This is a genomic window from Chitinophaga barathri (genome assembly GCF_003807585.1).
GTDB classification, from domain to species: domain Bacteria; phylum Bacteroidota; class Bacteroidia; order Chitinophagales; family Chitinophagaceae; genus Chitinophaga; species Chitinophaga barathri.
Window position 1 is genome coordinate 169,409 of record NZ_RMBX01000008.1, and the last position, 21,124, is coordinate 190,532.

The window sequence follows — 21,124 nt, forward strand, 5'->3', positions numbered from 1 at the left end:
AGTTTTTTGGTCCTAGAATGCAGCATTTAATCCCAGTGAAAAAGCGCGCTGTAAGGGCACGCCGCGGCTGTCCACACCAAACGCGATATTGGTGGCGCGGTTCGTGTTGATCTCCGGATCCTGGCCGGAATAGCCGGTGAGCAGGGCCACGTTGTCCCCCGCTACAAACAGCCTGAGCGTACTCATACCCAGCTTCTGTTTTACGTTGGGGAAGTTGTAACCGAGGCTGATCCGTTTCACACGCAGGTAATCCGCTTTTTCCAGCCAGCGGGTGGATGTCTGGGTGCTTATGTTGTCCTGCAAAAAGAGTTTCGGGATCGTGGTGTTCGTGTTCGAGGGCGTCCAGCGGTCCAGTATTTCGGTGATGTTGTTTTGCAGGGAATTGGTCATCATCGACTGCCGGGTGCCGTTGATGATGTAGTTGCCTCCGCTGAACTGCAAAGAAATGTTCAGTGTAAATCCCTTGTAGCTAAAGGTATTGTCCAGCCCGCCGTACCAGGTGGGGTAGCCGGTTGCTCCTTCGATGTATACGCCGTCGTTAGCCGTGATGGCGGGCACTTTGGCGCTGCCGTCCTGTGTCGTCCAGCGGTCTGCTACCGTGGGGATGCCGGGGGACGGATTGTATTGCCTTACGGAACCGTCTTTGGCATAAAACAGCGGGAAACCATTTGCCGGGTTCACACCCGCATACCTGATCAGGAAAAATACGCCCAGCGGCCTGCCAATGCTGGCGCGGCTTACGCCGCTTGGGATGTCCGAACCATCTACCAGTTTGGTCACTTCATTTTTCAGCGTAGTGAAATTGGCGGAGACGTCCCAGGTGAAATCTTTGCCTTCTATGGGGCTTGCATTCACGGTGAATTCAAAACCCTGGTTCCACATCGAGCCAATATTTGTGGTAACCGTGGAGCCGGGCACACCCACGGTTCTGAGGATAGGCGCGTTCAGCACGAGATTGTCCACGTTGTTCCGGAAGTAATCAAAAATAAACCCGATGCGGTTGTCGAGGAAAGACGCGTCCAGGCCGATGTCCAGCTTTTTGGAGGTTTCCCACTGCAGGTTCGGGTCACCGATCTGCGACATGGTAAGGCCGTTCACTTCAGCATACGTACCGCCGCCATACATGGTTCTCCAGGCATAGGGGCCAATCTCTGAGTTGCCCACCAGGCCATAGCTGGCGCGGATCTTCAGGTCGTTCACGAATTTGATATTGTTTTTGAAAAAGTCTTCTTCCGAAATACGCCAGCCCAGCGAGCCGCCGGGGAAATAACCCCTTCGGTTGTTAATACCGAAACCGGAATAAGCGTCCGCACGGAAGACGAACTCCGCATAATATTTATTCGAGTAGCTGTACGCGGCGCGGCCGAAGTAGGAATCAAACGCACGCGCGTTTTCCGTACCGCCGGTAAAAGAGTTGTCCGACCCCGCGAACAGGCCGTCGTAAATGTTCTTGAAATAATCATCGGCAAGATTGCCCTGGCCGGTGTACAGTTCCCTCCTTCTTGAGTATTGGTATTCAAGGCCGGCGGTAACGGTCAGGTTGTGCCGTTCGTTAAATGTTGCGGTGTAAGTAGCGAAGTTGGACCAGTTCCAGAGGTTGATGCGAAGCAGATTTTCCTGCACCAGGCCGTTCAGCCCAAACCCGTTACCCGCCTGATCGGGGCCGCTGTATTGATCTTCCATGTTCTGGATGTAATCAATGCCAAAACGGGAGGTTACTTTTAATCCTTTCACCGGTGATATTTCCCCATATACATTCCCCTGCACGCGGTTGGATTCGTTGTCGTTCCTGCCGAGCAGCACGCTGGATAAGGGGTGGAAGAACCTGTTCAGCCGGTACGTCACGTTGTTGTTACCATTGCCAAGGTCACGGTTGTTCGCGGTGAGATAAAGGCCGCCGTAATCGCCGGTGGTGTTGTAAACGGGAACGTTCGGCGGAGCGTTGTACCCTGCAAAGGTAGAGCCCGCAAGGAAACCGTCGGATATCACGCCGTTGTTCAAAGCACGTGACGCATACAAACTGGCGCCTACTTTCAGCCATGATTTAGGTGTAATATCAAGATTGAGCCTGCCCGATCCCCTGCGAATGCGGTTGGTGATCACAAACCCTTTCAGGTCCGCATATTCGGCAGAGCCGTAATACTGCGCCTTTTCCGAACCTCCGGAAAAGTTCAGCTGGTGCGTTTGCTGGAAACCGGTTTTAAACACTTCCTTTATCCAGTCGGACCTGTCCGGCTGCCCGTCCCCGTTCAGATCGATGTCGTTCGCGATGTTCGCTACGTTGAGGTTGTTGGCCTTTTCATTCTGGATCATGTTGAACTCATCGCCGTTCAGCACTTTCGGAATGCGCGCGCCGGTTACCCAGCTGAGGTTCATGTTGTACCCCACTACCGCGCTGCCTTTTTTACCGCGTTTGGTGGTGATGATGATCACGCCGTTTGCCGCGCGTGATCCGTAGAGCGCCGCGGCAGCCGCGTCTTTCAGCACGTCCACGGATTCAATGTCGTTCGGATTGATGTCTGCCAGCGGGTTGTAACGTGTGCCGTTCCCGCTGTTGAAGACGTTGAGGTTGTTCACCGTGTTCAGCGGTACGCCATCCACAACGAACAGGGGTTGCGCGCTGTTACTGATGGAATTAACGCCCCTGATGCGCACGGCCACTGCATCGCCCAAAGCGCCGGACTGTACGTTTGCATTCACCCCGGCAGCAAGGCCGTCCAACGCCTGGTCAAAACTCTGGATCACTTTGTTATTGATCTCGGAGCCATCGATCTTGGAAGTGGAAGCCGTGGCATCTTTGCGTTTGATGTCCACATAACCTGTCACCACTACTTCCTGGAGGGTCTTGTCATCCAGGCCCAATTCAACGTTCCTGACACCGCCTGTCGGTACCGCGGCTTCCTGGTTGCCATAACCGATAAACGAAAATACGAGCACATCATTAGGCCCGGATACTTCTATCCTGTACTCGCCGTTCTGATTGGTGATGGTTCCTTTGGAAGTGCCTTTAATTGCGACGGTAACACCAGGCAGCGGGGTTCCGTCTTTCACATCGGTTACTTTCCCCGTAATCACACGGGACTGGGCCATGAGCTGGCCGCATAACATAACCGAAAAGAACATGAGAAGTAACATTCTTTTCATATCGATTGGATTTTGGTGATGAATTACATTGCTCGATTCAGGCTAAACAGATTTACATTATTGATTTTGGGTAATTGAACTTATACGTTTTCTGAAATGGAAACTTACGTTTACACGGAGGCAAACAAAGGCTACGATTACTGATTTTGGAAATTGTATTTCACATGAAAAGGACAAACAGGTCTACGGATACTGATCCTGGAATAAATGTATTTCACATGCAGAGGGACAAAGAGGTACGGGTTTTTACTTTGAGATATGGGAAAAATCGGGGTGATTGCTTGTGGGTTCTACCGGTAATTTACGAAGTTCCGGGTAATAAAACATCACTTAGTGTTAGAATAACACCGAGGTTAAATATTAAAAATCACATATACGGGATAAATAAAATGGCCGGCAGGGAACTGATCCCTTTCCGGCCATTCGGCAATAAACTTGCAGAACCTGCTCAGGACGCGTATTTCGGATGCTGCGCCATATTCTGGTTCGCCTGTATTTCCTTTAAGGGAATAGGGAGATAATACGCCTTATCGTCCGGCGTGAGCGTTGTGGGCTGACCGGGCACCTGTATAACATCCTGCGGTAAACGCACAATATTCTGCCGGCGGCGGCGCAGGTCGTAGTAACGGTGACCTTCAAAAGCCAGTTCTTTAAAACGTTCCGCCTGTACGGCATCGTTCAGCAGGGTGGTATTCGCAAAGGTTACATCCGTGTACCCGCTGATGCGCATAACACGCAGATCGTTCAGGTCATCCGTGCCGTTGTCAAGCTCACCTTTCATGGCATAAGCCTCCGCACGGATAAGATACATTTCAGACACCCTGAATAATTTGATATCCACGAGGTTCGCCAGCGCCGGCTGCCCTCCCACATACTTGGCCACCGTCCATCTGCGCGTGGCGGCCGCGGGCGTAAGATCGCGGACGCTGGTATTAAAACGCACGTCGTTAACCGCGTCAAAAGATGTGATCAATTTAAATGAAGGTGCAAATAATACCTTACCGGTACCATCACGGTAAAACTCGCCAAAACGCGGGTCCTGTGCTTCCCGTTTTAATTTCCAGATCACCTCGGCGGTACTCTTATCCGTCCAGATGTCGGGGAACTGTGCGGCGGTAGCCAGCGGCAGGGCGTTGATCACCTCCGTGGCGGCTGCGATGGCGGCATCCCAGTTTTCCTGGTACAATGCCGCGCGGGCCTGCATGGCGGTTGCCGCCACACGGCTGATGCGGTCGGGGTCTGTTAAGGATGCGGGGAGCAATTGTTTCGCCTGTGCAAGGTCTTCATTGATCTGCTGGTAAACTTTCTGTACCGCGTCCCTCGCCGGCTTTCCGATGCCGGAAGAAGTCATCACCGCAATGCCGCCTGACGCGGGATCATAATTCACCGCATAATGCCGCAGCAACTCAAAATGGCAGAAAGCCCGCAACGCCAGCAGTTCTCCCTTCAGCTGGTTAAACCAGGCTTCCTCCTGCGAGGAATAAGGTACTTCATCAATTACATCCAGGATGCGGTTCGCCCTGTCCAGCACCTGGTAAAAACTCTGCCAGGCAACGATCACATCGGGATTCACCGGGTCCTGTTTCCAATTAAAAGCCTGTATGCCCCTGCCACCCGTGTTTTCGATGGGCAGCATATTTTCGTCGGACAGCAGTGAACTGATGCTGATGGTAGATGTGCCGAGGCCTGCGTAAACTCCCAATACGCCGGTGTTTACATCGCTCACCGATTCAAAGGCCACGTCCTGGTCCTTGATATCCGTAGGTTTGATGTCCAGCTCACCGAGGCAGGATGTGGCAGTCATCCAGCCCGCGAGTATGCAGAATATGATAAGATGTTTCATGTGCTAAAATTGTATGCTTACGCCGGCGGTGATCGTGCGCGGCGAAGGGTATTCAAAAAAGGCGTTGCCGTTGTTGTCTTCGGGATCAAACCCGTCCCATTTCGTAAAGGTCAGCAGGTTCTGCCCTTGCAGGTATACGATGGCGCCGCGCAGGAATTGCGTGGGCGTCAGTATCCGGGAAGGGATGGTGTATGAAAGTTTTACGTTGCGCAAACGTACGTACGACGCATCCTGCAGGTCGCGGGAAGTGAAGTTGCGTGTGTCGGCGAAGCTGGGAATATCCGTGATATCCCCGGGTTTGCGCCACCTGTCCTGCCACCTGCGGCCCTGGTTGCTGGCCGCGAAAGAATTATTGTTCAGCGTATATATTTCAATCGAATTGTAGCGGAGGAAATCCTGTGCATAGGTGAAAAACACATCCGCGGCAAATCCTTTCCAGTTGAGGCGCGTATAGAACCCGCCGGTGTAACGAGGGTCGGAGGAGCCGAAGTCCGCAACGCTTTGCGTGGCTACGCTATAACTTGAAGTGGGTTTACTTTGCCGGTCATAATAAAATGCCCTGCCCGTTTGCGGGTCTACCCCGCCCCATTTAACGACATAATGCGAATTAACGGGAAGGCCTACACGCATAATATATGTACCCATTGTAAACTCATTGGCCCCGCCAAGGTCCATCACACGGTTATTGTTCAATGCGATATTAAAACCGGCGGACCAGGTGAGGTCTTTGGTACGGATAATATCCCCGCTAAGATCCGCTTCTATACCACGGTTGCGGATGGTGCCCGCGTTGATGGGGCGTGAAGAAAACCCGCTGGTTTGTGAAAGTTGCTCTTCGAGGAATAGGCCTTCGGTACTGCGGTTATACCAGTCGGCTATCAGCCTGATGCGGCGGTTCAGCAATTCGATATCCAGGCCGGCGTTGAAAGTATTGGTGTATTCCCAGTTATATTCTGAATTACCTACGGAAGTGGGGATAACTGCTGGAGAGCCGTCGTAACGGCTGGCGCCGTAGCCTGCGGCATATGCAAAGTTTTGTGCGGATGGCGCGGCGGAAGAACCATAACTGGCGCGTATCCGCAGTGTATTGATCCAGCTGAGGCGCTGCATGAAAGATTCCCGTCCAAGGTCATACCCGGCGCCGACGGAATAAAATCCATGCCAGCGGTTCTTCTCCGGGAGTGTGGAAGAGCCGTCCCTGCGGTAACTCACGTTGAGTGAATATTTCTCATCGTACAGGTAACGCGCAAGGCCTACCAGCGATATCAACGCGGAGCCGGTTTTGCGCCCGCCTACCTGCGGGATGAAACTGTTCAGCGCGGAGCCCGGCGTGATGCCGGACAATGTACCGTCCAGCCCTGGCGTAATGCCATAGCCGGTTACGGCCATGTTGGAATATTTGATGCGGTTAAATTCGTAGAATCCGCCAACGGTGAGACGGTGTTTTTCCTGCAAGGTCCTGTCGAATGTGAGGCCGGTAGTGGCGGTGAACTGGTAATACCGGATCATTTCTTCCCGGTGCATGCCCTGTTTGCCGGGTACACCGTCCTGGCTACCGCTATGGGACCCGGGCCTGATGGTGCGGGTCTCCACATTTTCCCGGTAGTCCATACCGAGATTGGAGGATGCGTATAACCAGTCCGTGAAATAATATTTCAGGTCCGTATTGATCATTCCTTTCAGCTGGTTGATCTTATAGGTGGAGTTCTCCATCCTTTCAATGGCGTTGGAACCTTCGCGTGTGTCAAACGCACCACCGAGCTGGCTTTTGTTGCCGTTGTGCATCAGCACACCGTTCACATACGGCGCTTCATATGGCAGCGCGTAATAGACCGCCGCAATGGGATTGGCACTGTTGGACGAACCTTCGCTTTCTACCAGGTTATTGTTCGTATAGCCCACAGCGGTATTGATGGCCGCGGTGAATTTTTTGGTGCGCACGTCCAGGTTTGTGCGGAAGGAATATCTTTCAAGGCCGGAGCGTTTGATAATGCCCTGCTGGCTCAGGTAGTTGGCGGAGGAATAAAAACGGATGGCATCGGTGCCGCCGGAGGCGCTAAGTTCGTATTCATGGAAGGGAGCGGCGCTGCGGAGGAACTGGTCCGGCCAGTTGGTGTTGATCTGGCGCATACTGTCCAGGATGGCGGCATAACGCGTTTTGGTAGCAGCGGGCAATGCTGCGTTAGCTGGGTTCAGCGGGGAAAATATCCAGCCGGCGCCAAGCGTACGTCCGGTTTCCCGGCCTACTTCTTCTTCAAACTGAAGGCGCTCCTGTGTGCTCATCATATCAAAATGATCGCGCGCGAGTTGTGAGAAACCGTGCTGGGTGTTAAAACGCAGCGATATATCCCCGGCCTTCCCTCTTTTGGTATTGATCACGATCACGCCGTTGGCGCCGCGGGAGCCATACAATGCGGTCGCATTGGCATCCTTTAATATGATCACCGATTCAAAGTCCGACGGGTTCATGGACATAAATACGCCACTTTCCACAGCAATGCCATCCACTACATATAAAGGGGAGGTGGTGCCGCCGTTGGTAGCCTGGCCGCGTATGAGCACTCTTGCGGCAGCGCCGGGCTGGCCGCTGCCGGACGCTACATACAACCCGGCCGCGCGGCCTTGCAGCAATTGGTCAAAAGATGCCATGGGCACATTATTCACCTGGTTTCCGGGAATAGTGGAAACGGCACCGGTGTATTGCCGGCGGGTGGCGGTGGAATAGCCGGTAATCGCCACTTCATCCAACATCCGTGGAACGCCGGTTGTATCCGGTTTTCCGGTTGGTACTTGCGCAACGCCAGGAATGCTTATAGCCGTCATTAGCCATAAGTACAGCGTTTGTTTCATAAGATTTTCATTTAGGCCTCGTGAACAGAAAAAAGTTAATCAGGTAACAGTCGGGGCACAAAATACTGGTTTTCAACTAGTAAAGCTACTACACAAACATGTGATAGAATATTATATAAAAGTTATCGTGATGGGTTGACAAAAAAAGAGGGCCGGCATAGCAGCCGGCCCTCGTATCAGATAGTCTGAAGGAAGTATTATTTCTTAGCCCACCAAACGGGTACGTCGATGTTCTGGAGACCGGGGAAGTTTGCGTTCCTGGTCAGCTCAGCCTGCGGATAAACGAAACGCTGAGGCCTTGAATTTGGGCCCAGCACAGAAGCCTGGGACCTTACAAGGAACTCTGGATAGTGCGTACGGCGCCATTCGCTCCATGCTTCAAAACCCTGGCTGCCTACCATTGAGAAGTATTTCTGGGTGATGATGCGTTTCTGGAGGGTATCCACATTTGCGCTGTTCCATGCAACCTGCTGGTTGGCCATGTAAGTGGTAGCTTCCGCGTCTGTGCGGCCGCCCCATGCAAAGCTGGCACGGATACCTTGTTCGTAAAGAGCTGCTGCGCTGCCGGTGCCCCAGCCTTTCAGTGCGGCTTCGGCCTGCAGGAAGTAGCTCTCGGAACCGCTGATGATGATGCCGGGAGCTGCGCCACTCATTACGCGGGCGCTCGGGTTAGACATCGGGGTGGTGCTGGGTACTCCGTCGTAACCACCTTGCGGGATGGAAAGGAACGCCGGTGGCGGGTTCCCGGGAGTATTGGGGGGGTAAGTGTACCTATTGAAGAAGCTGCTAATGCGTGTGTCACCCCATTCTTTCAGCTTATCCATTACAGTGCCAGAAGCGCCCTGGTTACGGATCTGCAGCTGAAGTACCTCAGCCCAGATGGGATATTGGTTGCCCCCTACGTCTACGTAGTTGATCTGCCAGTTTTCAGTGAGAAACTCCGGGTTGCTGGCGTACAGCGCCTGAATGCCGGCTGCTGCTTTCGTCGGATTTACACCGGAGATACGGAGGTAAGCACGCAGCTTCAGCGTATTGCCGAATGCAGCCCAGCCTTCGCCATTTTCGAGGATGTCTTCGGCTCCTGGTTGATAATCGTTGTCAGGGTCGAGCAGGTCGAGACCTTTCTGGATCCAGAGGAAGACACTGTCGTACACTCTTTCCTGGGTATCGTAGTGAGGGCTACGGTTGCCGGAGCCCTGCAGTGCTTCAGACAACGGGATGTCGCCAAAACCGTCCGTGAGCATCATAAATGCATATGCGCGGAGGATGTAAGCGCGGGCAGACCACTGGTTGAATTTAGGCAGGTGTTGCAGTGAGATCAGGGAGTCAGTATCAGACAGACCGTTTGCGTACAGGATACCCCAGGCGCGGTCGAAATCCGCCGGACCGGAAGAGTATGCGTCGATCGTGCGGAACTGGCTTGCGTTAGGCCTCTGCGTCCAGTACTGGCTCCAGAAGTTGCCGTAAGTCTGGTATTGATAAGAGGTCACATGCGCAACAGATGCCTCGATAGAAGGCAGGATCTGGTCCGGATTGGCTTTGGTGGTAGAGTTCGGGCTTTCGTTGATGTCCAGGAATTTTTTACATCCCGGCAGTACGATGGCCGCTACAGCTAAAGCCGCTATGATGGATTTTACTTTTGTCATTTTCATAATTTCTCTTTTTCAGCTAAAGGTTAGAAACTTACTTTCAGGTTCACACCGAAATTGCGCAGGGAAGGCTGGGCTGTAAAGTCAAAACCTTGTTCGTTACCCGCACCGCCGGAGTTAACTTCCGGATCAGCGAACATGTTCTCTTTCGGAGTGTGGATCCAGAGGTTGTTACCAAAAAAGCCAATAGAAGCGTCACCGAACGGAGTTCTGCTCAGAAGTGATTTCGGCACTCTATAAGAAATGCTTGCTTCTCTCAGCTTGATGTAAGAACCATCAATGATATGCGCTGCGTCAGGCACGCTTGACTGGTTTGTCCAAAAGTCCATCCACTGTGTTTCCACACTGGTGTTCGCAATGTATTTGCCCGGGTTAGCGGGGTCTTCGATCACGGTGTTAGGAACAACATACGGCTGACGGTCGTTCACCACTGTCCTCGGGGTAGTACCCACGAAAGTCATGATGTCGCTTGTCCTGGAGTAGAAGTAACCACCTTGTTTGGTGTCGAACAGTACGCTCAGGCTGAAGCCTTTGTAGCTGAGGTTGGTGCCCCAGGAAGCCATCCAGTCGGGGTTGTAAGAACCAAAGTAACGTGCGTCGTCGGTCAGCAGAGGCAAACCGGTTTCTGCGTTGATCACCATTCTGCCCTGGTCATCTTTGAGGTAATCGCGTGCATAGAAAGTACCGTAAGGACGGCCTACTGCTGCAACGATGCTCATACCAGACACACCACCTACTATCACCTGGTCTACACCAGGCAGCAGGGACACAACGGTGTTTTTATTTTTAGTATAGGTGCCGAACAGTTCCCAGGTAAAGCCGCTGGAAGTTTTTACCGGCGTAACGCGGAATCCTATTTCCACACCTTTATTTTCTACCTCGCCTGTATTCAGTATCTCGTTGGTGAACCCTGTGGAAGGTGCAATCGGCGCAGGTAAGATCTGGTCTTTAGACCTGTTCTGATAATAAGAGAAGTCTAAAGACAACCTGTTGTTCCACATGTTCAGTTCAGTACCTACTTCAAACGCGTTGGTCCTTTCCGGTTTAAGGTTAGGATTGCCAATCGTGTTACCCACGGTCAGGCCGGGGATACCGTCGAAGGGGAACAGTGTGTTGGCGAAACCGCCCAGGATCTGCGTTCTTACATAGTAGTTGCGCAGCAGGTACGGATCGGCGTCGTTACCCACGGAAGCGTAGCTGGCGCGGATTTTACCATAGCTCAGGAAGTCGCCGATCTTGCTGTCTTTCAGCAGCTCGGTGAACACAAATGAACCGTTCACGCTGGGATAGAAGAAGGAGCGGTTGGCTGCGGGCAGCGTGGAAGACCAGTCGTTACGTGCAGTGGCTCCGAGGAACAGCATATTCTTGTAAGCGAGGTCCAACTGAGCGTACAGGCCTACCAGGCGGCGCTGGCTGTAGAAGTTCGTTGCAACAGGAGAACCGTTGCTGTTATCCAGGTTGTACCATCCGGGAATTACCAGGCCGGCAGAGTTGGTACCTGCTTCCAGGGTAGTGAGGGTACGCTGGCGGATGTTGTTACCGACCATGAGCGAAGCATTGAAATCTTTGCTGAAATCATGTTTCGCTGTGATCATCAGGTCATGAACGATGTCGCTCAGATTGATCTTGTTTTCTTCATACGCACCGGTGAGGTGTTTATCTGTCCATCCCGGATCAGCGGGCAGCAGGTCGGCTTTCGCCTGTTTGATGCGGCGGCGGTCGGAGTAAACGTCTGCACCCAGCCTTTCAGTGATGTTCAGCCAGTCCAGCGGTTTGTAGGTAACGGTGAAGTTACCCGTAACGCGGTCCACATCGTTCAGGTTCCTGAAATCTCTCAGTACCCAGTAAGGGCTGTTGGTATAAGCACCATAATAACCATACTGCGGGTTACCGTCGGCATCCTGCAGTACGTCGCCATAGCTGTAATAAGGATTGTTCAGATCACCCATGTCCTGTAAGGGAATGTCGCGGGGAGTCTGCAATACGTTGTCGTATACAGAACCGTCGCCCTGGCCACCCTGGATCATGTTGCTGTTGATCTTGCTGTAGTTCACACCGATAGAGGTAGAGAACTTGTTGCTGAGCTCGGTGCTACCGTTGAAACGTACGCCGTACTTGTTGTAGCGGTCAACGTTGGAAGGCATTACACCGTTGGAATTGAGGGCATTCAGCGAGAGGTAATAGGTGGATTTTTCGTTGCCGCCTGCGAGGGACACGTTATTGTTCCATGCTTTGCCCATTTCGAAGAAGTCCTTCACGTTGTTGGGTTGCGCGGAATAAGGTTTGGAGAGGCGTTGGCCGTTGATCTCCTGGCCCCATTCTGTCATCGCGCCGTCGAATTTCGGACCCCAGCTAAAGTTTTCCAGCGGATCAGGCTCAAAGTGGAAACCCTGACCGAAGTCATTCTGGAAATCGGGGAGTTTGAGGATGTTGGAAAGAGTCAGCGCGGAGGTGTATGTGATCTCCTGTTTTTTGTTACCGCCTTTCTTCCCGGATTTCGTGGTGATGATCAACGCACCGTTGGAGGCGCGGGAACCATACAATGCCGCAGCGGCAGGACCTTTCAGGATAGAGATATCTTCGATATCGTCCGGGTTGATGTCGTTACCACGGTTACCGAAGTCGATAGCGGAACGGCTGTCGCCGCCGCCGATGATGCTTTCATTGTCGATGGGCACACCATCCACAACAAGCAGTGCCTGGTTGTTACCAGTAATGGAAGAACCGCCGCGGAGTACGATACGGGATGAAGAACCGGGAGCGGAAGCGGTACTGGTGATGTTCACACCTGCTACCTTACCGGTAAGGGCGTTCAGCGGGCTAACACTCTGACCCCTGGTGATCTCCTCTGCCTTTACGGTAGGGGCTGCATAACCAAGTGAACGTTTGTCTCTGCGGATAGCGTTCGCGGTAACAACGGTTTCTGTAAGGGTCCGTACATCAGTACTCAATACCACGTTTACAACAGCGCCGTTGATCTTAGCTTCTGTGTCCTTCATACCAATGAATTTCACAACCAGCTCGTTCACGCCATCAGGCACGTTCAGGGTGTAATCACCCTCGGTGTTGGTAACGGTACCAACATTTGTTCCTTTTGCTAAAACGGTGGCCCCAATGATCGGGGTGCCGTCTTCGGCGGCAGTAACCTTTCCTTTAATGGTTCGGCTCTGCGCTAATACCTGTCCTGAGAGGCATACCAGGAGCAGGAAAAGCACGGTTAGACCTTTCCTCATAAGCATAATTTAGTTGTTTAACGAAATTTTAACAGACAAATATAAATTACTTAACGGTTTTTTAACGCAATTGAATTGTAATTTTTTTGGAGGCGACATAGATTTTTTTTTTGGTTATGAGTAATACTGGATAAGTTCGACATTATAGAGAATGCCTGCTTTCCGCCGTCACCGGGAGTTTGGTGAGGTATAAAAAAGAAAAGCAGGCGACAAGATTATCACCCGCTTATCATCAACCAAAATCTAAATCGAGATCTTTAATGATTTCGTATGCGACAGACCTGGGTCCGCGCACAATGTCTTTATTGGTTGAAATGCTTGCTAGTAAAGGATTTGAATTGCTACTGCGTGTCTGATTAACGGCTTGACCGGATATGGGATTATTCTCCCATATCAAACAGATTGATAATGTCTTTTTCATAAGCGACAGATTCTGGTACCGTAAACATACCGATTCCCGGCAATTTACAATCCGCCGCTTACGCTGACATTACCCGGTCAAGATAAGTTCAGAGGAAATGTTTTTAAGAGGTTGAGCAATACAGTGTATAATTCTTCATGCCTGTAATTGTACCTGAACTCGCATTCTTTCAGGTGCAGGTAAGCCGTATTCCGATTCAGACCTTTGAATTTGGCTAACCGGTGCTTCGTCAGGCCCCAGAAACCATCCACGTCGTCAAGGGTCGTTTTTCCCGCATCCACATCGTGATGATGGTTGCCCAAATGGTATAAACGGTATTGCCCAAGGTCCACCACACCGTTAAAACGGCGGATGCGCTCGGCACTGCCAACCGTTTCCAGCACGGAACGGCCGCGGGCTATCGCCTGGATCATAGACCTGCTCACGTCGGGGAGTATCTCCGTGAACACCTTGTTGTCCTGCTTGTATATACCGAAAATTACCGGCTTGATGATACGGTCCACGTCTGTTTTCACAGCAACAGCCGTATCATAGCCCTGGTGGAGGGAATTAGCCCTGTGCGGCCAGGAGGCTGCACCGCTGGCGGTTTCAGGTTGCAGCGACTCGCAATATTTCACGATCTGCAGCCTTATCTTTTTCAGGTAACTGTTGATGGTTACCCTGCTGACGCCGCTGATATTCGCTATCTGCGTGGCCGTCAGGTCTTCGGAGAATAACTTAAGTATCTCCTTAAATTTACGCTCGGACAAATGAGCGCCCTTTAGGAACTTATTTTTCATGGACTAAGAGGTTAGAAATGGCATACTAAACCTCTTACTTTTTCCGCGCTATATATAATGCTTTATTATAAGCGGCGATTTGTATGTGATGAGCGTACCCTACTAGATTATTTTACTTCGGGGACAAAAAAAATCCGTGGCTTTCGGCCACGGACTATGATTTTACAGGAATCACATTGAAAATAATTATCATGCCCCTGCTATGTTAATTTGTTTGAGCGGTAGAAATAAAGGATAAGCGCATTAATCTTTTTGGTCTTCCAGCCCCAGTTCTTTCATCTCCAGGTCCTTTTCATCGTCCAGCGCCTTCCATAATTCCTTCTTCTGCGCCTTCTTTTTTAACGCCTTTTCCATCCACAACAACATCGCCGGAAGGATCGTCAGGTTCGTCACCATGGCCATCACCAGCGTCAGAGACGTAAGCCAGCCCAGCGCTTTGGTACCCTGGAACTCGGAGAACGCAAAGATCATAAAGCCCGCAAACAGGATCAGGGATGTGTAAATGATACTCAAACCTGTTTCATTGATCGTCTGCCTAACGGTGGCGGATATATCATAATTGTTGAGCGGCAACTCCTGTTTGAAATTCACCAGGAACCGTATAGTCACGTCTATCGCAATACCCAGCGCAATGCTGAAAACCAGCACCGTAGAGGGTTTAATGGCAATATCAAGCCACCCCATTACGCCGGCGGTCACCAGCAGCGGGATAATGTTCGGCACCAGCGAAATGATCAGCATCCGCCATGAACGGAACAGGTACAGCATACAGAACACGATCAGCACAAACGCCAGCAGGATGCTTTCCAGCAACCCGTTGATGATGAACCGGCTGCCTTCCAGGAAGATGATGCTCGTGCCGGTGAATGTCACTTTATAATGCGCGGTGTCAAATATCCTGTTCACATGCGGGCGCAATGAATCGATCAGGCGGGGCAGCTCCACAGAGCCCACGTCCGCCATATTCACGCTCATACGCGCTACCTGCCGGGTACTGTCCATAAAGGAAGATACCAGCTTGGTGAACATGGAAGCACTGTCCGCCCCGCCCTTCATACGGAGGTAAGGCGCCAGGAACCCGATGTCGAACTGGTTGGGGATCGCATAGTTCAGGCTGTCCCCGCTGTAGTACGCCTGTTTGGCGAACTTAATGCCTTCCGCCACAGACAGCGGGCGGGCAAATGCGGGCTGCTGCGAGATGATGCCGCTCAGCTCATCCAGTTTGGTAAGCGTTTGCAGGTTCACCACTCCGTTCTTCTTCTTCGTGTCTATCACGATCTCCAGCGGCATTACACCTTTGAAGTTCCGTTCGAAGAATTTCAGGTCTGTATAAAGTTTGTCCTTTTTCGGAATGTCGTCCACGATAAATCCTACCGGTTTCAGGCGCATCATGCCCAGGACGGCGGCCAGCACCATCAGGCCGGTGAACAGGTATACCATCGGGCGGTATTTGAACACCAGGGTATTCAGCAGGTTCAGCACCGCGCGGCATACTTTGTTGTCCAGGTAGCTGGTATGTTTGGTTTTGGGCGGCGGCAGGTAGCTGAGTACGGAGGGCAGGAAAATAAAGGAAATGAGGAATACCAGCATGATATTCACCCCTGCCACTACGCCAAAATGTTTGAGCAGCTCGCTTCTGGTGAAATAAAACACCCCAAAACCGATAGCGGCAGTAAGGTTGGTGAACAGGGTCACGATGCCCATACGCTGCACCATACGCACCAGCGCCACGGTTTTTTCGCCGTGAATGGCGTATTCGGTATGGTACTTATTGAGGAAATATACACAGTTAGGAATCCCAATCACTACGATCAGCGGAGGAATGAGGCCCGTGAGCAGGGTGATCTTATATCCGCAGAGCACGATCGTGCCCACGGACCATATTACGCCCATCGCCACCACGATCATACTCATGAGCACGGCGCTGAAGGAACGGAAAAATATCAGCAGGATAAAAGCGGTAAGCACAAAGGAAATAGCGAGGAACATTTTCAGTTCATCCGCCACTTTGGTGGCCATGATAGTCCTGATCATGGGCAGGCCGCTCAGCCTTACATCCAGGTTATGTTCTTTGCCGAAAGCCAGGGCTGTCTTCGAGATGGCGTTCACCACCTTGATACGGCCGGCGGAGTTGAGCACCTCTTTGTTGATATGCACGGCCAGCAGGTAAGTATGGCTATGATCGCTGTACAAAAGGCCCCGGTAGAAGGGAAGAGAATAAAAAACATTCGCGAGGCTGTCCAGCTCGGCCTGCGTCTGCGGCAACGGCTGGAAGAGGGTGACGGCTTTGAGCTTGCGGGTGCTGTCGTCCTTCACAAGGTTCACCGCTACGGGGATGCTGAGGGTATTTTCCACCGCCGGGATCTTCCGCAGTTCGTCGTTCAGTTTTACGTAAGCGGAAAAGAAAGGCATACTGAAGAGGCTGTCGGTTTCTATACCGATCACCATCATATTGCCGTCTTCCCCGAACTGTTTCTTAAATGACTGGTATTCAAGCCACTTTGAATTGTCCCTGGGTATAGCGCCCGTAAATTCATAAGACAATTCCACCTTGCTGGCAAAAAATGCCATGATGCCTGTGCCTACAAATAATAAAGCCAGAAGCCATAATCGGAATTTTAATACAAAACCTGCCAGGCGCTGCCACATAAGTTTTTCTTAGTTTGATTTGGTAAAGGCCATAAAGGTAACCATTCATTACGATTTATGCATAAGGGATAATTCGTAATTGTTACATTTGGGTTATGTTCCTCCGCACCCTGCTGTATTGCCTCTTCCTTTACGTTCCGGGCGCTTATGCCCAGCTGCTGCCCATCGGGCAATGGCGGGAGCATTTCCCCTGCCGGGAGGCCATAGCGGTGGCGGCGGGAAAGGACGCGGTGTTCTGTGCCACGCCTTACAGCCTCTTCTCCGTTTCCCAGCCGGGGCATGAATTTACCCGCTACAGCAAGGTGAATGGCCTGCATGACGCTGGGATTGCCGCCATTGCCTGGCATGAGGCCGGCGCTTCGCTGGTGATCGCCTACCGGAACAGCAACCTGGACGTCCTTCACAACGAAAATGTGGTGAATATCCCGGAGATCATGCATCGGCAGACTTCCGGGGACAAACAGATCAGGCATATCGCCTTCAGCGGGCAGCGCGCTTTGCTCAGCACCGGGCTGGGCATCGTTGTGCTGGACCTGGACCGGAATGAAATTGAAGACACCTGGCTCCCGGCGCTCAACAGCACCGTATTTTCCTGCGCTGTAAACGCTAATACCTGCTATGCAGCCACCTCCACGGGGGTAAAAAGGGCTTCCCTCCAGGGCAGCAACCTGGCGGACCAGCGCAACTGGGCGGATATTTCCGCCGGCCTTCCTTCCCAGCCCATGACGGAGATCGGGGTGGCGGGCGCTTTGGTGATCGGCCGGGTGAAGGACACATTGTTCTCATTGCAGGGAAATGCCTGGGTGAAGTGGTACACTGCCTCCGCTCCTGTCCTGCGTCTTTCCATTCAATCCAATACCATATTTCTCCATCAGCCTGGCAAGGTGCTGCGCCTTTCCCAGGAACCCGCTGTGATAGCGGAATACAGCCAGCCCAATCTAATTACGTCCCCGGCGGATGCAGTGATCACAGGCGGCAGCACCTGGATCGCGGACGGGCGGAATGGCCTGGTGCTCCATGAAAACGGTGTATATGAATCCCTTGTGCCCAACTCTCCCGCGGGTATCGCCACCGGCGATCTGTTCATTCACAACAATGCGCTGTGGGCCGCTTCCGGTGGGGTGACGGCCAGCTGGCAGCCGCAGGGCAATACACAGGGGCTTTACCGTTTTGAACAGGAGGAATGGCATAATTATACCTTTCCGCTTCCTTATCACGATATCATTTCCTTATCGGCCGGTGGACAGGAAATGTACGCCGGTTCATTTGGCGGCGGCCTTCTCACAATCCCGGAAGGCGGCACCTACACCGGGCTGAAACCACTCGGCGATTCCCTCATCAGCGGCCTGGCCAGAGATGCGGAAGGTTATCTCTGGGCAAGCTCCTACGGCGCAAACGGCGACCTGCTGGTAAAACGGAAAGACAATACCTGGCAACGTTTCACCATTCCTATCTTTCACATCGCGAACGCGGTGAGCCAGATCGTGATAGATGACTCCAACCAGAAATGGATCGTGTCCCCAAGAGGCAGCGGCGTGCTGGTCCTGAACCATGGCGCGACGGTGGAAAATACACAGGATGATCAGTGGAAGCTTTTCCAGACGGGAGCCGGGAGAGGGAATCTTCCTTCGGGAGAGGTGTATTGCATTGCAAAAGATAAGGACGGTTGGATGTGGATCGGCACGGCCCGCGGCGTGGGCGTGGTACAGTGTGCGCCGGAAACCTTCAGCACAGCGGGCTGCGATGCCATATGGCCGGTAGTGCGCCAGGATAATTTTGCGGGTTATCTTTTTCAGAACGAAAGGGTGAACACCATCGCGGTAGACGGCGCCAACCGTAAATGGGTAGGCACGCAAAACGGCGCCTGGCTCGTGAGCCCGGACGGCAGCAGCATCATCGAACATTTTATTACGGCCAACAGCCCGCTCCCCGATAACATCATCCACCGCATCGCGGTACATCCTGAAACCGGGGAAGTATTTTTTGCCACCGCCGCCGGGCTCATTTCCTGGCGAGGCACGGCCACGGAAGGCGCGGCCGAACAAGGCAGCAACGTCATGGCATTCCCCAACCCTGTACCTCACGGCTACGAAGGCACTATCGCTATTCGCGGGCTGGTGCGGAATGCTATCGTTAAAATCACGGATATTACAGGCAAACTCGTGTACCAGACGCGTGCCCAGGGCGGGCAGGCGGTGTGGAACGGGAAAGATTACACAGGCTACCGCCCGCAAAGCGGCGTATACCTCGTACTGGCTTCCGATGAAACCGGAAAAGAAAAGATCGTCACGAAGCTGGTATTTATCCGCTGATCACCGAATTTTGCCAACATGCTGCACAAAACACCCGGTATAGTTTTACGGACCGTCAAATATGGCGATACCAGCCTCATCCTGAGTATTTTCACGGAGCTGTTCGGCATACAGTCCTATATCGTAAATGGTGTGCGGTCTTCCAAACCGAAAGCTGCAAAAGGCAATATCCTCCAGCCCGGAAATATCCTGGACCTCGTGGTATATCATCACGAGCAGAAAAACCTGCAACGCATTTCCGAGTTTAAACTCGGGCACGTATACACGTCCATGCACGTGAACATCGTAAAAAATACGGTGGCGCTTTACCTGATAGAACTGTTGCAGAAAGTGATGAAACAGCCTGAGCATACCCCCGAGCTGTATGATTTTGCGGAAAACACTTTCAAGGCGTTGGATACGGAATCCACACCGGTAGCGGCCAACCTGCCTTTGTTCTTTACGCTCAAACTGGCCGCCCACCTGGGTTTCCACTTTGGCGGGCATTATTCTGAATACACGCCCTACCTGGATTTGCAGGAAGGCGTATTTACAGACCTTCCCCCACATCACACCAATTACCTGGATGAAGTGAGCAGTCATATTACAGATCGCCTGCAGGATATCCGCAACTTTGCTGACCTTGAAAAAATTGAACTGAACAAAGAGCGGAGAAGGAATATGCTCTATGCTTACCTGGAGTTTTACAAACATCACCTGCCCGATTTCACGGAACTGCAATCACCGCCTATTCTGCATGAAATATTGGGCTGACTATTTACGGTAGTATTTCAGCTCCGTCGTTTCCCCGTCGAACACTGCGTAGGAATTATAATTAAGCCAGTCGCCAAGATTGATGTAACGGCTGCGCTCTCCCACTTTCAGGTCCAGCGGGAGATGCCGGTGGCCGAAAATAAAATAATCGAAATGTTCTTGCTGTAAGATCTCCCGGCTGTAGATCGCCAGCCATTCCTGGTCGTCGCCCAGGAATTGTTCCAGCTGGGAACCGGTGGCGGCGCGGCTTTTACGGCTCCAGTAGTTAGCCATGGAAATGCCCCAGTTCGGCGGGATGCACGAAAACAGGAACCGGCAAACCGGGTTGCGGAATATCTTTTTCAGGAATTTATAACCGTGATCGCCAGGGCCAAGACCGTCCCCATGACCGATGTAGAATCTTTTTGCGCCGATCGTATATTGCTGCGGCTCGAAGTACACGGGGATCTCCAGTTCTTCTTCAAAATATCCGTCCATCCACATGTCATGATTACCGATGAATACGGAGATGCCGATGCCTTTGTCCCGAAGCTCCGCCAGCTTGCCCAGCAGCCGGGTATATCCCTTTGGAATTACGTGTTTGTATTCAAACCAGAAATCGAAAAGATCGCCTACGAGGAAGATGTGCGCGGCATCTTTCGCCGCTTCGTCCAGCCACTGAGCGACGAGGCGCTCCCTGTCCCGGCTCTTCTCCATATCCGGAGCGCCCAGGTGAAAGTCTGATGCAAAATAAACACGCTTGCCCGGCGGCAGTAATATTTCCATGACGGCCTTTTCTTAAATGTAAAATGCAAAAGTGATGATTTCCTTTTGCATTTTACAAGTATTTGTATTCAATAAATGTTGTTATTCATCCAGCAGGAAAACGTATACTTCCTTGGGCCCGTGCACGCCTACCACCAGTGTTTTCTCGATATCCGCGGTACGGCTCGGGCCGGTGGCGAAAGAGATCATGGAGGGCAACTGGCCCGGGTATTTTTCCTTCATTTTGTTGATACCGTCTTTCAAGTCAAACACGAGCTGGTGCGTATAGGCCACCACGATGTGGTAGGGCGCGTATACCGGCAGTGCGCGGCCGGAAGGCTGCGCGGCGCTCATGATGATGGAGCCTGTGCGGGCAATGAGGTATTCACAGTCCGTAATGGCGGCATCCAGCGTACGCTCGTCGCCTACGTTGAGATATGCCGGGTTGTACGGTCTCAGGATGCTTTCCAGGGAAGGCGTTTTGCAATGAACATGCGTCCATTCTTTATTCTCCACGAGCGTTTGCAGGTTTTCGGCCAGTTCGTCGCGGGAGGAGCAGAAGATAAACTTGCCCTGGAGTTTGGAGAACTCTTCGGCAAATTTTATCTCAAGGCCTTCATGTGCCGTTTCAAACACCGAATTGTTGCCTTCCGCATGGGGGAAAGGCAGCTGAACCGGCTGGCTGAGCGCATTTCTCACCCTTTTGAGAATATTTTCTTTTGCTGGAGATACTTTCATATTGATCCT

Annotated in this window: 11 protein-coding genes; 2 read left to right on the top strand and 9 right to left on the bottom strand. The window is 52.2% G+C overall.

The window, feature by feature from the left end; all coding sequences use genetic code 11:
- Nucleotides 1-12: 12 nt before the first annotated feature.
- From EG028_RS15880 to EG028_RS15910, 7 genes are all read right to left on the bottom strand, one after another.
- Nucleotides 13-3,144 carry a SusC/RagA family TonB-linked outer membrane protein gene (locus EG028_RS15880; RefSeq protein ID WP_120517537.1) on the bottom strand — a complete coding sequence of 1,044 codons (3,132 nt, stop codon included), beginning with the start codon at nucleotides 3,142-3,144 and terminating at the stop codon, nucleotides 13-15.
- Nucleotides 3,145-3,592: 448 nt separating this feature from the next.
- Nucleotides 3,593-4,987 (bottom strand): RagB/SusD family nutrient uptake outer membrane protein, encoded by a 1,395-nt coding sequence (locus EG028_RS15885; protein WP_120517538.1) that lies wholly within the window; start codon nucleotides 4,985-4,987, stop codon nucleotides 3,593-3,595.
- A 3-nt stretch (nucleotides 4,988-4,990) separates the two neighbouring features.
- The gene (locus EG028_RS15890) at nucleotides 4,991-7,738 is read right to left on the bottom strand and encodes a SusC/RagA family TonB-linked outer membrane protein (RefSeq protein WP_162946544.1); all 2,748 of its coding nucleotides are present in this window, start codon (nucleotides 7,736-7,738) and stop codon (nucleotides 4,991-4,993) included.
- A gap of 296 nt (nucleotides 7,739-8,034) precedes the next feature.
- Nucleotides 8,035-9,489 carry a SusD/RagB family nutrient-binding outer membrane lipoprotein gene (locus tag EG028_RS15895; protein ID WP_120517540.1) on the bottom strand — a complete coding sequence of 485 codons (1,455 nt, stop codon included), beginning with the start codon at nucleotides 9,487-9,489 and terminating at the stop codon, nucleotides 8,035-8,037.
- Nucleotides 9,490-9,512: 23 nt separating this feature from the next.
- Entirely contained in the window at nucleotides 9,513-12,719 is a 3,207-nt protein-coding gene (locus EG028_RS15900) for a SusC/RagA family TonB-linked outer membrane protein (RefSeq protein ID WP_120517698.1), read from the bottom strand.
- Between the two features lie 498 nt (nucleotides 12,720-13,217).
- Nucleotides 13,218-13,919, bottom strand: coding sequence for an IS1595 family transposase (locus EG028_RS15905; protein WP_120517541.1), 702 nt, complete (start codon nucleotides 13,917-13,919; stop codon nucleotides 13,218-13,220).
- 243 nt (nucleotides 13,920-14,162) lie between these two features.
- Nucleotides 14,163-16,568 (bottom strand): efflux RND transporter permease subunit, encoded by a 2,406-nt coding sequence (locus EG028_RS15910; RefSeq protein WP_120517542.1) that lies wholly within the window; start codon nucleotides 16,566-16,568, stop codon nucleotides 14,163-14,165.
- A gap of 95 nt (nucleotides 16,569-16,663) precedes the next feature.
- On the opposite strand from EG028_RS15910, the gene porZ reads away from it, so the two are divergent.
- Together porZ and recO are read left to right on the top strand one after the other, a co-directional pair.
- Nucleotides 16,664-18,880, top strand: coding sequence for a type IX secretion system anionic LPS delivery protein PorZ (porZ, locus tag EG028_RS15915; protein WP_120517543.1), 2,217 nt, complete (start codon nucleotides 16,664-16,666; stop codon nucleotides 18,878-18,880).
- A gap of 18 nt (nucleotides 18,881-18,898) precedes the next feature.
- Nucleotides 18,899-19,633, top strand: a complete 735-nt coding sequence (gene recO / locus EG028_RS15920) for a DNA repair protein RecO (protein WP_120517544.1) — start codon at nucleotides 18,899-18,901, stop codon at nucleotides 19,631-19,633.
- Here the strand turns inward: recO and EG028_RS15925 are convergent, their stop codons facing one another.
- Together EG028_RS15925 and EG028_RS15930 are read right to left on the bottom strand one after the other, a co-directional pair.
- Entirely contained in the window at nucleotides 19,634-20,398 is a 765-nt protein-coding gene (locus EG028_RS15925) for a UDP-2,3-diacylglucosamine diphosphatase (RefSeq protein ID WP_120517545.1), read from the bottom strand.
- A gap of 81 nt (nucleotides 20,399-20,479) precedes the next feature.
- Nucleotides 20,480-21,115 (bottom strand): LutC/YkgG family protein, encoded by a 636-nt coding sequence (locus EG028_RS15930; RefSeq protein ID WP_120517546.1) that lies wholly within the window; start codon nucleotides 21,113-21,115, stop codon nucleotides 20,480-20,482.
- Nucleotides 21,116-21,124: the final 9 nt, after the last annotated feature.

Coding starts and splice junctions, on each gene's coding strand:
- EG028_RS15880 (WP_120517537.1), bottom strand. CDS start 3,144: ATGAAAAGAATGTTACTTCTCATGTTCTTTTCGGTTATGTTATGCGGC.
- EG028_RS15885 (WP_120517538.1), bottom strand. CDS start 4,987: ATGAAACATCTTATCATATTCTGCATACTCGCGGGCTGGATGACTGCC.
- EG028_RS15890 (WP_162946544.1), bottom strand. CDS start 7,738: ATGTTGGATGAAGTGGCGATTACCGGCTATTCCACCGCCACCCGCCGG.
- EG028_RS15895 (WP_120517540.1), bottom strand. CDS start 9,489: ATGAAAATGACAAAAGTAAAATCCATCATAGCGGCTTTAGCTGTAGCG.
- EG028_RS15900 (WP_120517698.1), bottom strand. CDS start 12,719: ATGAGGAAAGGTCTAACCGTGCTTTTCCTGCTCCTGGTATGCCTCTCA.
- EG028_RS15905 (WP_120517541.1), bottom strand. CDS start 13,919: ATGAAAAATAAGTTCCTAAAGGGCGCTCATTTGTCCGAGCGTAAATTT.
- EG028_RS15910 (WP_120517542.1), bottom strand. CDS start 16,568: ATGTGGCAGCGCCTGGCAGGTTTTGTATTAAAATTCCGATTATGGCTT.
- porZ (WP_120517543.1), top strand. CDS start 16,664: ATGTTCCTCCGCACCCTGCTGTATTGCCTCTTCCTTTACGTTCCGGGC.
- recO (WP_120517544.1), top strand. CDS start 18,899: ATGCTGCACAAAACACCCGGTATAGTTTTACGGACCGTCAAATATGGC.
- EG028_RS15925 (WP_120517545.1), bottom strand. CDS start 20,398: ATGGAAATATTACTGCCGCCGGGCAAGCGTGTTTATTTTGCATCAGAC.
- EG028_RS15930 (WP_120517546.1), bottom strand. CDS start 21,115: ATGAAAGTATCTCCAGCAAAAGAAAATATTCTCAAAAGGGTGAGAAAT.